This window comes from Salegentibacter agarivorans (genome assembly GCF_900113135.1).
GTDB lineage: Bacteria > Bacteroidota > Bacteroidia > Flavobacteriales > Flavobacteriaceae > Salegentibacter > Salegentibacter agarivorans.
This window is the reverse complement of record NZ_FOOH01000011.1, coordinates 1-11,892: the sequence shown is the minus strand read 5'-3', so window position 1 is coordinate 11,892 and position 11,892 is coordinate 1. Positions and strand designations below refer to the sequence as shown.

The window sequence follows — 11,892 nt, the reverse complement described above, 5'->3', positions numbered from 1 at the left end:
TCAGGATGACGCTTTAATATACCTACAGGCGGTTATTTTTTATATTTATTTAATATCAGCAATAATAGTTCGTTCTACTTTGGCAACCAAACCTTCGGGATCGTCTGATGTTACGGCAATAGGTTCGTGAACTTTCAGTTTAATATGGACGCCCGGTTCCATAGGGAAATTACCGTATTTAAAGAGTTTCCAGGAATTATTGATGGTTATGGGAACTATTAAAGCTTCTGGCATTTGTTTAAAAAGCATTTGCATTCCGCTTTTGGCAAACTTTTTTGGTGCCCCGGTTCGGCTGCGGGTTCCTTCTGGAAAAATTACCGCAGAACGGTTTGTCTTGTTGAGGTATTTGGCAAATTTCGCCATTTTAATAAGCGATTCCCTGGGATTTTTTCTGTCTATCAATACCGAACCTCCGTGCCGTAAATTAAAAGAGATACTTGGAATTCCTTTTCCCAATTCTTTTTTGCTTACAAATTTTGGATGGTGTTTTCTTAAATACCAGATTATTGGGGGAATATCATACATTCCCTGGTGGTTAGCGACGAAAATGCAGGGTTTTTCTATTGGAATATCGTGGGGGTTTTCTATAGTAAAACGTGTGCCCAGAATATTTAAGCAACGCATTAAAAAGAAATTAAAGATATCTACACTTTTTTTATGCGGCTGGTAGCCACCAAGTTTTAAGCACAACCATTGGATGGGATGAAAAACCAGTAGGTTTAAAAAAAAGAAAAAATAGAATAAAACCGATAAGGGGTATGAAAGTATTTTTTTCATCACTTAGATTATGCGGCTAAATTAAGTATTTAAGCCGAAAACCTACAAATACTAATGGGGGAAAGGGAAATAAAAAAGGTCTGAAAGATCACTTTTCGTCAAGCTGAACTTGTTTCAGCTTCTAACCTAATTATAAGTTAGATCCTAAATTTATTTCAGAATGACGTTCTTAAAGCTCTTTCAGACCTTTTTTCAATAATTTATTATACTAGATCGCTGCTTAACAAAACTCGTTATAAGCTCCAATAAGGTTTTCAGCAATCATTTCAGCCGGGCGGCCTTCAATGTGGTGACGCTCTAACATGTGTACTAATTCACCATCTTTAAAAAGTGCCATAGAAGGTGAAGATGGAGGAAAAGGAACCATTAAACTACGAGCCTTTTCGGTAGCTTCTTTATCTACACCTGCAAAAACTGTTACCAGATTATCAGGTTTTTTTGCATTTTGTAAAGAAATTCTGGCGCCTGGTCTTGCATTGGCCGCAGCACATCCACAAACTGAATTTACAACTACCAGGGTAGTTCCATCTTTCTTCATTGCGTTCTCTACATCTTCTACACTGTGTAATTCTTCAAAACCAATGCTGGTAAGGTCTTCACGCATAGGTTTTACTAAATCTGCTGGATACATATATTTGTTTTTTTGTATTAAACTTTAGTAAGTTACAAAGATACCAAATTAACTTCAGCTGCCCATATTTCAATTAATTATGTGCTAATAGGCTAAATTGATGAATCTAAGCTCGTTTGTACTTAGAATTGATTTGAATTTTGAGTGAAGGCTTTAAGCAAATAAATCTCATTTAATGAGTAAAATGGTATCTTTGCCGCTTATTTAAAATTTTCTTCATGTTTAAATGGATTGCAGCCGTGATTGGCTATATGTATTTCCGGTTTCCGGGAGCCATTTTAGGTTTTATAATAGGAACGTTAATAGATAACTGGACCAAGGGAAGTGGTGGAGCCTTTAAGCAAATGTTCGGGCAGCAAGATCAAACTGTATCTCCCGGGGATTTTGAACTAAATTTACTCTCCCTATGTTCCCTGGTAATTAAGGCAGATGGACAGGTTTCACAGTCTGAAATGGATTATGTACGCTCCTATTTTGTGCAGGCCTATGGGAAAGAACGTGCCAATGCAACATTTAGAACTTTTAATGAATTAATTAAAAATCGTGAAATTTCAGCATCAAGAATTTCACAATATTTGGCTGCCAGAACAAAGTATCCTGCACGTTTGCAAATAATTCACTTTCTCTTCGGAATAGCGCAAGCCGATGGCCGTGTTAGTGAAGCTGAAGCTCGCGTAATCCAGGAAATTGCCGGCTATCTTAGAATTGGCCGAATGGATTTTGAAAGCTTAAAAGCTATGTTCTTTAAATCTGCCGATAATGCTTATAAAATCCTTGAAATTGAAAAATCGGCTACTGATGCTGAGGTTAAAAAAGCATACAGAAATATGGTTAAAAAATATCATCCCGATAAATTAGGCCATATGGACGAAGCTTATAGAAAAGGAGCGCAGGAAAAATTTAATAAAGTGCAGGAAGCTTACGAACAAATTCAAAAAGAACGCGGAATTTAAAATTTATATTTCAAATTCAGCATAAAATTCCTGCCTGGGCTACTCACGTTAAACGCTCTTAAAATTGACATATGGTCTACATAGTTTTTATTTAAGGCGTTATAAACTGTAATTCCCGTCTCCAGCTCATCGTTTCCTAAATTAAATTTCTTACTTATTCCTAAATTAAGCAATGAATAACCGGCTGTAGTTTCTTCATTGAAACCTGCCCTGTTTTGGTCGCTTACCATTCTTAATTTTGAAAAAGCATAGAATGATCTATCATTTAAGCCGAAATAACCAACTTCCAGGTTAAAATTATCCGGTGGGATAAAACTTAAATTTCTATCGTTTTTAAGATCTTCTGCCCTTACAATAGCTCCTGAAAATTTTGTTTCCAGGCGTTGCTGGTCAAGCCAGGTATGTTTTATCTCAAATTCAAATCCGTATAAGTTAGCATCGGTTTGGAGATAAGACCAAATTTCCATGTTTTCATCTGGCAATGTTTCATCGGTAGCGGTGAAATAAATATAATTGTTTACCCGGCTACCAAATGCTGAAAAAGTACTTTCAAACCTGTTGTTGCGGTAAGTATAACTTAAATCTGCCTGTATGCTTTGTTCCCTGCCAAATTGATCGTTTCCCTTTTCAAATCGGCTGGTGCCGGGATGTGGACCGTTAGAGAATAATTCAGCCAGATCTGGAGCTCTAAAACCGGTGGAAAAATTAAACTTTAGTTGATTCTTGGCGTTAAATTTTTTAGTGGCGCCAATAGAACCGGTAAATCCGTTAAATGTCCTGGTAAGTTTTCGATTTTGAGGATTCCCGGGAAGGATATAGTCGTCTGCAATTAGTTCTTCTGAACTGGCATCTGCGGTAACATTTCTATAATCGTAACGAAGGGCGCCCTGGAGAAACCAACTGTCAATATCTAAACTCGCCAGGTAGTAGATTCCGTTTTCAAAGATTTCGGCATCAGGAATTAGAAATTCCTGCGAATTTTTAATGTTCTGGGTTTTTACAAAACTTCCCTGTGTTCCCAGGCTATGCTTTATTTTTCCGTTAGGAAAAGTTATTCTTGCATTGTAGAAGCTGTGGTTTTGCTGCAATCCAAGATCTACAAGATCAAAATCCTGCTCCACTTCCTTTCTATTATTTGAGTGGTGTGAAAGGTGTAGAGAGGTCTCAAAATTCTCGTGTTGCGTAGTTTGATTATAAGAAAGCAAATAGTCTTTTACCTCCTGAAACGGCAATTGCATATCCCTGTCATTTCGACCGGTGGCGAGGCTTTTTGAATCCTCCATTTCTTCATCCAGGATAATTCCTAAATTTTGATCATTAAAAGAAAATGATAATTTATTCTGAAAGTTTTCTTTTTCTATTCCGGTGTGTAGTCTAAGTGTCTTTGTATTGAATCGGCTGTTTCCAATTAATCTTCCATTCCCGTTTTTATAATCTGCGTGATTCTCATAAGCAAGATCGGTAGCTATAAAAATCCCATATTCAAAAGATTTCCCTAGAGAAGCATAGGTGCGAATTCCGTTGGAAACATTATTAAAAGTGGCACCAATATTTCCGGAAAACCTTGGGGATTCTTTGTAAAATTCGTCATCCCGAGTGAGTAGAACGCCGCCCAAAGCACCGGAACCATATAAAACTGAAGCAGGACCTTTAATAACTTCTACTTTTTTAATGCCGAGATCGTTAATTCCCAGGCCGTGATCTGCGCCCCATTGATGATTTTCCAGCTTATTTCCCTGGTAAATAGTAACCACCCTGGAAAATCCAAGTCCGCGGATAAAAGGTTTCACTATACCCTGGCCGAATTCTGCTCCATAAACACCGGGAACTTCTCGTAAACTTCCCATCATCCCGTTAGGGTTTCCTTTGCTTTCAATGCCCTGCATATCTATACTGGACACATTATAAGGCGTGCGGCGTGTAAGCCCGGTTTGTGTATCTACAATCAAGACCTCATTAAGTTCTTCAGAAGATTTCTCCAGTTGTACATTAAGCGTTTTGCTTTGTCCTTCATTTATTAGAATATCACGGCTAAACTTTTTAAAACCAATAGCGCTAACCTCAATACTATGATTCCCTGCCGGAATATTTTTCAATAGGAATTTACCGTCTTTATCGGCCGTAGTACCAAGGGCGGAAGCTTTGATATAAACATTTGCAAAAGCCACAGTACTGCCTTCTGAAGTAATTTCCCCCGAAAGTTTTCCGTGCTGGGCAAAGCCAGAAAAACTGATTAGTGTCAAAAATATTATTGCTAATGTTTTCATTTTCTTATTTTTGCCAAAACTATAAAATATATTTAGATAAGTCTAAAAATAGGTTTTTAATTTTAAAAATGTATTTTTGGGAAATGAAAACTGCCTCGGAGTAAGCTAACGAGGTGCTATTGGTTTTAAATCGCGATTATCGAGCAAATTTGAAGTATGTTTAGTTTTTCAGAAGAAAATTATCTTAAAGCAATCTTTCATTTAGAAAGAAAATACCAGGCTGGTGTAAGCACCAACGCACTGGCGGAAGAAATGGATACCAAGGCTTCCTCGGTGACTGATATGATTAAAAAACTATCGGAAAAGGAACTGGTGATCTATAAGAAATACCAGGGAGTAAAACTAAGTGAATTAGGAGACAAGACCGCTATCCAGGTAATTAGAAAACACCGCTTATGGGAATATTTTCTGGTAGAAAAACTCAATTTTAATTGGGATGAAGTACACGATATAGCCGAACAACTGGAACATATTAAATCTGAAAAACTTACCCACGAATTAGATAAATTTCTCGGTTTTCCTAAACGCGATCCTCACGGAGATCCAATTCCTGATGCTGAAGGAAACTTTAGTGTAGCTAATAAAATGCTGCTTTCTGAATTGGGGAAAGCAGAAAAGGGAATTTGTGTAGGCGTAAAAGATTCTTCATCTGAATTTTTAAGGTTTTTAGACAAGAATAATATTGCCTTGGGGAAAGATATAAAAGTGCTTGAAAAGGAAGCTTTTGATGGGTCTATGCTAATTCTAATAGAAGAAAGAGAATTGAGAATTTCACAATTAATATCAAATAATCTATATATAAAAATCCAATAGATGGAAGAATTAATCGCTTATTTTGAACAATTAGACCCGGTAATGGCAGCATTACTGGCTACAATTTTCACCTGGTTACTTACCGCTGCGGGAGCTTCTTTGGTTTTTCTATTTAAAAACATGAATAGAAAATTATTTGACGGGATGCTTGGGTTTACCGGTGGTGTTATGGTGGCTGCCAGTTTTTGGAGTTTATTGGCGCCGGGGATAGAAATGAGCCCCGGAGAAGGTTTTGAAAAAACAGTTCCGCCGCTTGTGGGATTTGGACTGGGAGCACTTTTTCTATTCGGACTTGATAAAGTACTGCCTCACCTGCACGTAAACTTTAAAATGAGTGAGACTGAAGGAATTAAAACCCCCTGGCATAAATCTGTTCTACTTACCCTTGCCATTACTTTGCATAATATTCCTGAAGGATTGGCCGTAGGGGTGCTTTTTGGAGCTGCGGGTGCGGGTCTGGAAGGGGCCAGTATTGGTGGTGCTGTGGCTCTTGCCATAGGAATTGGTTTACAAAACTTTCCTGAAGGTTTTGCGGTTGCCATGCCGCTTCGTGGGCAGGGAATGAGCCGTTGGAAAAGTTTTAATTTTGGTCAACTTTCGGCTATTGTAGAGCCTTTTGCCGCGGTGCTTGGTGCCTGGGCGGTGATGACTTTTGAGCCTATTTTACCCTATGCACTTTCTTTTGCCGCCGGTGCGATGATCTTTGTGGTGGTAGAAGAAGTTGTTCCGGAATCTCAAAAGGGGAATTTTACCGATATTGCAACTATGGGCTTTATTGTAGGCTTTATGGTGATGATGACCCTGGATGTTGGTTTAGGTTAAAATCTCTTGCAACATTTAAGTTGAAGTGTAGTCTTTATAATAAAGAACTATGCAAGTAAACCCCAGAAATATGAAATTGACTTACGCTAACAGCGTTTTTCATCTTTTAAAACCAGCTTTGTTGGTTTTCAGTCTTTTTCTTTTTGCTATTTCTGCATCAGCGCAAGATGAGGCCGAAATTGAAACATATTTTGCTGAAACTAAGTTGGGAGAATCTTTTAATTTTAATGAAAGAACAATCCATTTTAAAGAAGTGTTGGTAGATTCAAGATGTCCCAGCGATGTAACCTGTGTGAGAGCCGGGGAGGCAAAAATTCTGGTAGAAATATTTAAAGGTGAAAAATCTTTGGGAAAAGAAACTATTAGCCTGGGAGCAAATGTAAATTCCTTTAAAACCAGCCTGGCTATTTTTTTTGAGGAAGAATTAGATATAGAATTCCTGTCGCTTTCCCCATATCCAAAAACTTCAAGAAAGATAAAAGCTTCAGATTATCAACTTCAGTTTAAAATAACTGAAACAGTAAAGCGCTAATCACAACCACAACCCGAAACTCCGCAAGCTTTGGTCTTTTCAGATTTCTTCTTTAAGAATGCAGGTTTCCATATAAATTTTGTTAGGATATATCCTAATGCGATCGCGAAGGTTATAAAAACGAGAATTTCCTGTATTAATTCCATAATATTTAAGTCGTTTTATAATATTTAACTTACACTTATTTTAATAATTGAAAAGCCGCTAAAGCTACAAAGTAGGCGAATAAGGTCATTACCACCAACTGCAAAACAGGCCATTTCCAGGTATTAGTTTCTTTTTTCACAATGGCCAGAGTACTCATACATTGCATTGCAAAAGCATAGAAAAGCAACAAGCTAACCCCGCTGGCAAAAGTAAATAGCGGCCCACCTAAAATTGGGTTGATCTCTGCGGCCATCCGGTTTTTAATGGTTTCTTCTTCATCGCTACCTACACTGTAAATTGTAGCCAAAGTTCCTACAAACACTTCACGAGCGGCAAAAGAACTTATTATCGCAATTCCAATTTTCCAGTCATAACCCAAAGGCGCTACAACCGGTTCAATACCTCTTCCCATAATCCCGATATAGGAATTTTTTAATTTGAATGAGGCAATTTCTTCGTCAAGCTCATCTTCTGTGATATTGCTTTGCTCGTCATATTGCTCGCTCACAATTTCACTCGCGTTATTAAAATTATCTCCCGGCCCATAACTGGCTAAAACCCATAAAATAATTGAAATTGCGAGGATTATTTTCCCTGCTCCAAAGACGAAAGATTTGGTTTTTTCAACCACATTTATGGCAATGTTTTTTCCCATTGGTAACTTGTAATTGGGCATTTCAATTACAAAATGGCTTCGGTTTTTTATATTCAGAATTAAATTCAAAATCCAGGCAGAACCAATGGCCACACCAAATCCTAAAAGATACAGCAGCATTAAGGTTAATCCCTGCAGGTTAAAACCCCATACGGCGCGATCTGGAATTACCAGGGCGATTATTATTAAATAAACCGGTAATCGTGCTGAACAGGTGGTAAAAGGCACCACTAAAATGGTGATTAAACGCTCTTTCCAACTTTCAATATTACGTGTAGCCATCACTGCCGGAATTGCGCAGGCGGTTCCTGAAACCAGGGGGACAACGCTTTTTCCGCTAAGTCCGAATTTTCGCATTATTCGGTCCATTAAAAATACCACCCGACTCATATAACCGGTTTCTTCTAAAATTGAAATAAAGAAAAACAGGAAAGCAATTTGGGGAATAAAAATTACAATTCCGCCGAGGCCTGGTATAATTCCTTCAGCAATAAGATTTGTAAAAGCTCCAGCCGGTAGGGTGGTTTTTATCCATTCGCTTAAAAAAGCGAAAGTTTCATCAATGAGATCCATTGGGTAGCTGGACCAGCTATAAATTGCCTGGAAAATTAATAAAAGAATTCCAAAAAATATGGCGTAACCCCAAACTTTGTGCGTAAGAACACGATCTAACCGAGAACGTAAATCTTTGGCAGAACTCGCGTCTACCTTCATAGTTTCCTTTAGCACACCATTTATAAACTGGTACCTTAAAATGGTTTCTTTATGCTGAAGTTTCTTTAATTCGGTGTGAGATTTGGTCTCAAAAAGTTCAGAACTACTTATCTCATTTCTATTAATATTACCGAAGTTTACATCTTGAGTAATTACTAACCAAAGTTTATAAAGTGATTGGTTGGGGAATGCTTTGCGCAGTCTGTCAAAATATTCTGGGGCAATAATTGAGGCATTTACGCAAGGCTCGTCTGAAATATGGCGATAATTGATTATTGCTTCTTTAAGCTCATCAATCCCGGTATTTTTTCGGGCGCTGACCAGGGTAACTTTTGTTTTTAAACGCTCTTCAAGTAAATCTACATCCAGAGAAATTCCTTTACGCTCCATCCTGTCGGCCATATTAATTACCAGGATTGTTGGAATCCCAAGGTCTTTAATTTGGGTGAAAAGAAGCAGATTTCGTTTTAAATTCTCTACATCGCTAACAACAACAGCAACATCGGGATAATCTTTATCGCTTTTATTCAGCAATAATTCTATGACCACGTTTTCATCTAAAGACGAAGCGTTAAGACTGTAAGTTCCCGGAAGATCTAAAATATGAGCTTTAAGTCCGCGGGGAAGTTTGCAGATTCCCTCTTTTTTTTCAACCGTAATTCCGGGATAATTTCCCACTTTTTGGTTAAGCCCGGTGAGCTGATTAAAAACAGAGGTTTTCCCGGTATTGGGGTTTCCTATGAGAGCGACATTTATTTGTTTAGCCATGTTAGCTTATAAGGTCAATTTCTATAAGTAAAGCGATTTCTTTTCTAATGGCCAGGTGGCTGCCGTTTATGTTAAGGTACATTGGATCCCTAAAAGGAGCCATTTGCAGCATTTGAACTTCATTGCCCGGCAAACAACCCATTTCGAGTAATTTAAGCGGAATATTTTCTTCAGAAAAATCTTTGATAATTCCGCGTTCACCACGTTTTAAATCGGCCAGGGTTAGTTTCACTTTTTATTTAGATTGATTTTAAACAAGACAAAAGTAAGGTAAAATTTCAGCAGGAAAAAATTTCAGATAAAAAAGTCGGTTTAGCCTTTAATTATGGCTTAAAGTGCTTCTGGCTGCAGTTAAACTTTCGGAGTTATTTATATTCAGCTTTTAACACTTTTATATCGTGTAAAAGGTCTTCTATAGCTTCGGCATCCGTTCCGTCATAAAAACCTCGAATGCGTTTTTCTTTATCTACCAGCACAAAATTTTCGGTATGAATCATATCATACGGTCCGCCATCACCATTGCTTTTTGAAGCGAGGTAAGATTTGCGGGCGAGGTCGTAAATATGTTTCTTATCCCCAGTAACAAGATTCCATTTTTCATCAAGCACCCCTTTTTCTATAGCATATTCTTTTAAAACCGGTACCGAATCTGTTTTTGGGAAAACAGTATGGGAAAGTAATAAAACTTCAGGATCGTCTTTAATTTTCTCCTGAATTTTCAGCATATGATCAGTCATCACTGGGCAAATGGTTAGGCAGGTTGTAAAGAAGAAATCGGCTACATAAATTTTATCTTCATAAAAATCTTCAGTAATAGTATCGCCGTTTTGATTAATGAGTTTAAAATCTTTTACGGTGTGGTATTTACGAACATATTGAACGGTAGAATCTACCAATTCGGCATTTACCATATCGGGCTGAAAAACAGGCAAACGTTCTTTGGGATTTAAGAGCGTGTAAATACTATAGATTATAATTACTGAAAGTATAAACAGGACGATGGCAAATTTCTTGAGCCAGGCAAAAAGATCACGCATACTTTTAGATTTTCAGGCAAAATTACTCGATAATCGAGATTTTAATGCTCCGAGGTTTGTCTCGAAAATTAGACAATTGTTTACTGCAAAATTAAGTGCTAACAATCAATTAGTCGCAGTTTAAAACTTAAAATTTCAGATGTCTAAAACAGGAGGGCTTTAAACTTTTTTAGGAGATTATAAAAGTTTACTTTTGTGCGATTTAAAATTTGAAGCATTACGCATGGATCCATTTATAGTTAAAGCCATACAGTTACTGTTAAGCTTGTCTTTACTTATAGTCTTACACGAACTTGGGCATTTTATTCCCGCTAAAATATTTAAAACCAGAGTAGAAAAATTCTTTCTCTTTTTTGATGTGAAATTCGCATTGTTCAAGAAGAAAATTGGCGGTACCGTTTACGGTATTGGCTGGTTGCCTTTAGGAGGTTATGTGAAAATTTCAGGAATGATAGACGAAAGCATGGACAGGGAGCAAATGGCAAAACCGCCAGAACCCTGGGAATTTAGAAGTAAACCTGCCTGGCAGCGTCTCATAATTATGCTGGGAGGAGTTACCGTAAACCTGGTACTTGGTTTTCTTATTTATATGATGATCATGTTTGTTTGGGGTAAGAATTATGTGGGTCCAGATGAAATGCCTGAAGGTTTTGCAATTGCTGAAGAATTTAAACAATACGGGTTTGAAGATGGCGACCGCGTTTTGCAAATAAACGGGGAAGACCTTCAAAATAGCGACGATGTAAATCGGTATTTATTTATGCGCGATGTAAATAGTATTACCGTTTTACACCAAAATGGCGAAGAAGAAATTATTGAAGTTCCTGAAGATATAGGGGAGCAAATGTGGGAGAAAGGCATTATGATACCTTTTATTCCTATTCAGAATGCGGTATTGGATAGTGTGATGCCCCAGCAGGCTGCCGAAATTGCCGGACTTCAAAAAGGAGACAGCTTAATAGCATTAAATGAACAGGAGATTGGTTACTGGCATGAAATAAAGCAAATAAGCCTGGAAAATAAGGAAAAGGAAATGGAACTCGTGTTTAAGCGAGGTGATGAAATTAAGAGTGTGATGATAGCGCCAGATGAGGAAGGCATTCTTGGTTTTTCGGTTAAACGTAACTTTGAAATTAAACAACAAAAATATGGTTTAGCTGAAAGTATAAAAGAAGGTTTTGACTATGGTTATTGGACTTTACACGACTATGTGGCCCAGTTTAAATATGTCTTTACTCAAAAAGGAGCCACACAATTAGGTGGATTTGGTGCCATTGGCGGTTTATTTCCCGATACCTGGAACTGGAAGGGATTTTGGCATACTACAGCCTTAATTTCTATAATCCTTGCATTTATGAACATCTTGCCAATACCGGCTTTAGATGGCGGGCATGTGATGTTCCTCTTATATGAAATGGTAACCGGCAGGAAACCTAACGATAAATTTATGGAAGTTGCCCAAATGGTTGGCTTTTTTATCTTAATCGCACTGGTACTTTATGCCAATGGGAATGATGTATACCGTTGGTTATTTGAGTGATAGAATTAGATTGAATTTTTTCTCGAAAAAAACCTGAAAAAAATTCAATTTTTGTTTTGCGGTGATTTAAAATTTGGTTTATATTTGCAACCGCAAAAGAGCGAAACACTCCTCCTTAGCTCAGTTGGTTAGAGCATCTGACTGTTAATCAGAGGGTCCTTGGTTCGAGCCCAAGAGGGGGAGCTTAGTAAAGACAAGCCTTTCGAGAAATCGGAAGGCTTTCTTTTTTTAGCGGG

The 11,892-nt window shown here is 37.6% G+C and carries 12 protein-coding genes and 1 tRNA gene; 6 read left to right on the top strand and 7 right to left on the bottom strand.

The annotated features are described in order from the left end of the window. Positions 1–45: 45 nt before the first annotated feature. Both BM084_RS09450 and BM084_RS09445 read right to left on the bottom strand, forming a co-directional pair. Positions 46–777, bottom strand: coding sequence for a lysophospholipid acyltransferase family protein (locus BM084_RS09450; protein ID WP_093304494.1), 732 nt, complete (start codon positions 775–777; stop codon positions 46–48). 220 nt (positions 778–997) lie between these two features. Beyond that, a complete protein-coding gene (locus BM084_RS09445) occupies positions 998–1,408 on the bottom strand; it encodes a BrxA/BrxB family bacilliredoxin (protein WP_075325523.1) in 411 nt (136 codons plus the stop codon). Positions 1,409–1,626: 218 nt separating this feature from the next. Between BM084_RS09445 and BM084_RS09440 the strand changes: the two genes are divergently transcribed. Next, a complete protein-coding gene (locus BM084_RS09440; RefSeq protein ID WP_075325524.1) occupies positions 1,627–2,361 on the top strand; it encodes a TerB family tellurite resistance protein in 735 nt (244 codons plus the stop codon). Here BM084_RS09440 and BM084_RS09435 read toward each other — a convergent pair. Further along, complete coding sequence (locus BM084_RS09435) at positions 2,358–4,628, bottom strand: TonB-dependent receptor (protein ID WP_093304492.1); 2,271 nt, start codon at positions 4,626–4,628, stop codon at positions 2,358–2,360. The genes BM084_RS09440 and BM084_RS09435 overlap by 4 nt on opposite strands. Before the next feature lie 156 nt (positions 4,629–4,784). On the opposite strand from BM084_RS09435, the gene BM084_RS09430 reads away from it, so the two are divergent. The 3 genes from BM084_RS09430 (at position 4,785) to BM084_RS09420 (ending at position 6,795) form a co-directional block, all read left to right on the top strand. After that, positions 4,785–5,441 carry a metal-dependent transcriptional regulator gene (locus tag BM084_RS09430; RefSeq protein WP_075325526.1) on the top strand — a complete coding sequence of 219 codons (657 nt, stop codon included), beginning with the start codon at positions 4,785–4,787 and terminating at the stop codon, positions 5,439–5,441. Further along, on the top strand, positions 5,442–6,263 hold the full coding sequence (locus BM084_RS09425; protein ID WP_075325527.1) for a ZIP family metal transporter: 822 nt from the start codon (positions 5,442–5,444) through the stop codon (positions 6,261–6,263). A gap of 70 nt (positions 6,264–6,333) precedes the next feature. Next, complete coding sequence (locus BM084_RS09420) at positions 6,334–6,795, top strand: hypothetical protein (RefSeq protein ID WP_143083639.1); 462 nt, start codon at positions 6,334–6,336, stop codon at positions 6,793–6,795. Here the strand turns inward: BM084_RS09420 and BM084_RS19165 are convergent. The 4 genes from BM084_RS19165 to BM084_RS09405 form a co-directional block, all read right to left on the bottom strand. Further along, positions 6,792–6,941, bottom strand: a complete 150-nt coding sequence (locus BM084_RS19165) for a hypothetical protein (protein ID WP_177195687.1) — start codon at positions 6,939–6,941, stop codon at positions 6,792–6,794. The two genes, BM084_RS09420 and BM084_RS19165, sit on opposite strands and share 4 nt — an antisense overlap. A gap of 35 nt (positions 6,942–6,976) precedes the next feature. After that, positions 6,977–9,079, bottom strand: coding sequence for a ferrous iron transport protein B (gene feoB, locus BM084_RS09415; protein WP_075325529.1), 2,103 nt, complete (start codon positions 9,077–9,079; stop codon positions 6,977–6,979). 1 nt (position 9,080) lies between these two features. Further along, positions 9,081–9,311: a FeoA family protein gene (locus BM084_RS09410; RefSeq protein WP_075325530.1), complete on the bottom strand. Its 231-nt coding sequence runs from the start codon at positions 9,309–9,311 to the stop codon at positions 9,081–9,083. Between the two features lie 133 nt (positions 9,312–9,444). Continuing rightward, positions 9,445–10,116, bottom strand: a complete 672-nt coding sequence (locus tag BM084_RS09405) for an SCO family protein (RefSeq protein ID WP_075325531.1) — start codon at positions 10,114–10,116, stop codon at positions 9,445–9,447. A gap of 223 nt (positions 10,117–10,339) precedes the next feature. Between BM084_RS09405 and rseP the strand changes: the two genes are divergently transcribed. Together rseP and BM084_RS09395 are read left to right on the top strand one after the other, a co-directional pair. Next, complete coding sequence (rseP, locus tag BM084_RS09400) at positions 10,340–11,656, top strand: RIP metalloprotease RseP (RefSeq protein ID WP_075325532.1); 1,317 nt, start codon at positions 10,340–10,342, stop codon at positions 11,654–11,656. 109 nt (positions 11,657–11,765) lie between these two features. Continuing rightward, positions 11,766–11,839 (top strand) — tRNA-Asn (locus tag BM084_RS09395). Positions 11,840–11,892 lie beyond the last annotated feature (53 nt).

Coding starts and splice junctions, on each gene's coding strand:
- BM084_RS09450 (WP_093304494.1), bottom strand. CDS start 777: ATGAAAAAAATACTTTCATACCCCTTATCGGTTTTATTCTATTTTTTC.
- BM084_RS09445 (WP_075325523.1), bottom strand. CDS start 1,408: ATGTATCCAGCAGATTTAGTAAAACCTATGCGTGAAGACCTTACCAGC.
- BM084_RS09440 (WP_075325524.1), top strand. CDS start 1,627: ATGTTTAAATGGATTGCAGCCGTGATTGGCTATATGTATTTCCGGTTT.
- BM084_RS09435 (WP_093304492.1), bottom strand. CDS start 4,628: ATGAAAACATTAGCAATAATATTTTTGACACTAATCAGTTTTTCTGGC.
- BM084_RS09430 (WP_075325526.1), top strand. CDS start 4,785: ATGTTTAGTTTTTCAGAAGAAAATTATCTTAAAGCAATCTTTCATTTA.
- BM084_RS09425 (WP_075325527.1), top strand. CDS start 5,442: ATGGAAGAATTAATCGCTTATTTTGAACAATTAGACCCGGTAATGGCA.
- BM084_RS09420 (WP_143083639.1), top strand. CDS start 6,334: ATGAAATTGACTTACGCTAACAGCGTTTTTCATCTTTTAAAACCAGCT.
- BM084_RS19165 (WP_177195687.1), bottom strand. CDS start 6,941: ATGGAATTAATACAGGAAATTCTCGTTTTTATAACCTTCGCGATCGCA.
- feoB (WP_075325529.1), bottom strand. CDS start 9,079: ATGGCTAAACAAATAAATGTCGCTCTCATAGGAAACCCCAATACCGGG.
- BM084_RS09405 (WP_075325531.1), bottom strand. CDS start 10,116: ATGCGTGATCTTTTTGCCTGGCTCAAGAAATTTGCCATCGTCCTGTTT.
- rseP (WP_075325532.1), top strand. CDS start 10,340: ATGGATCCATTTATAGTTAAAGCCATACAGTTACTGTTAAGCTTGTCT.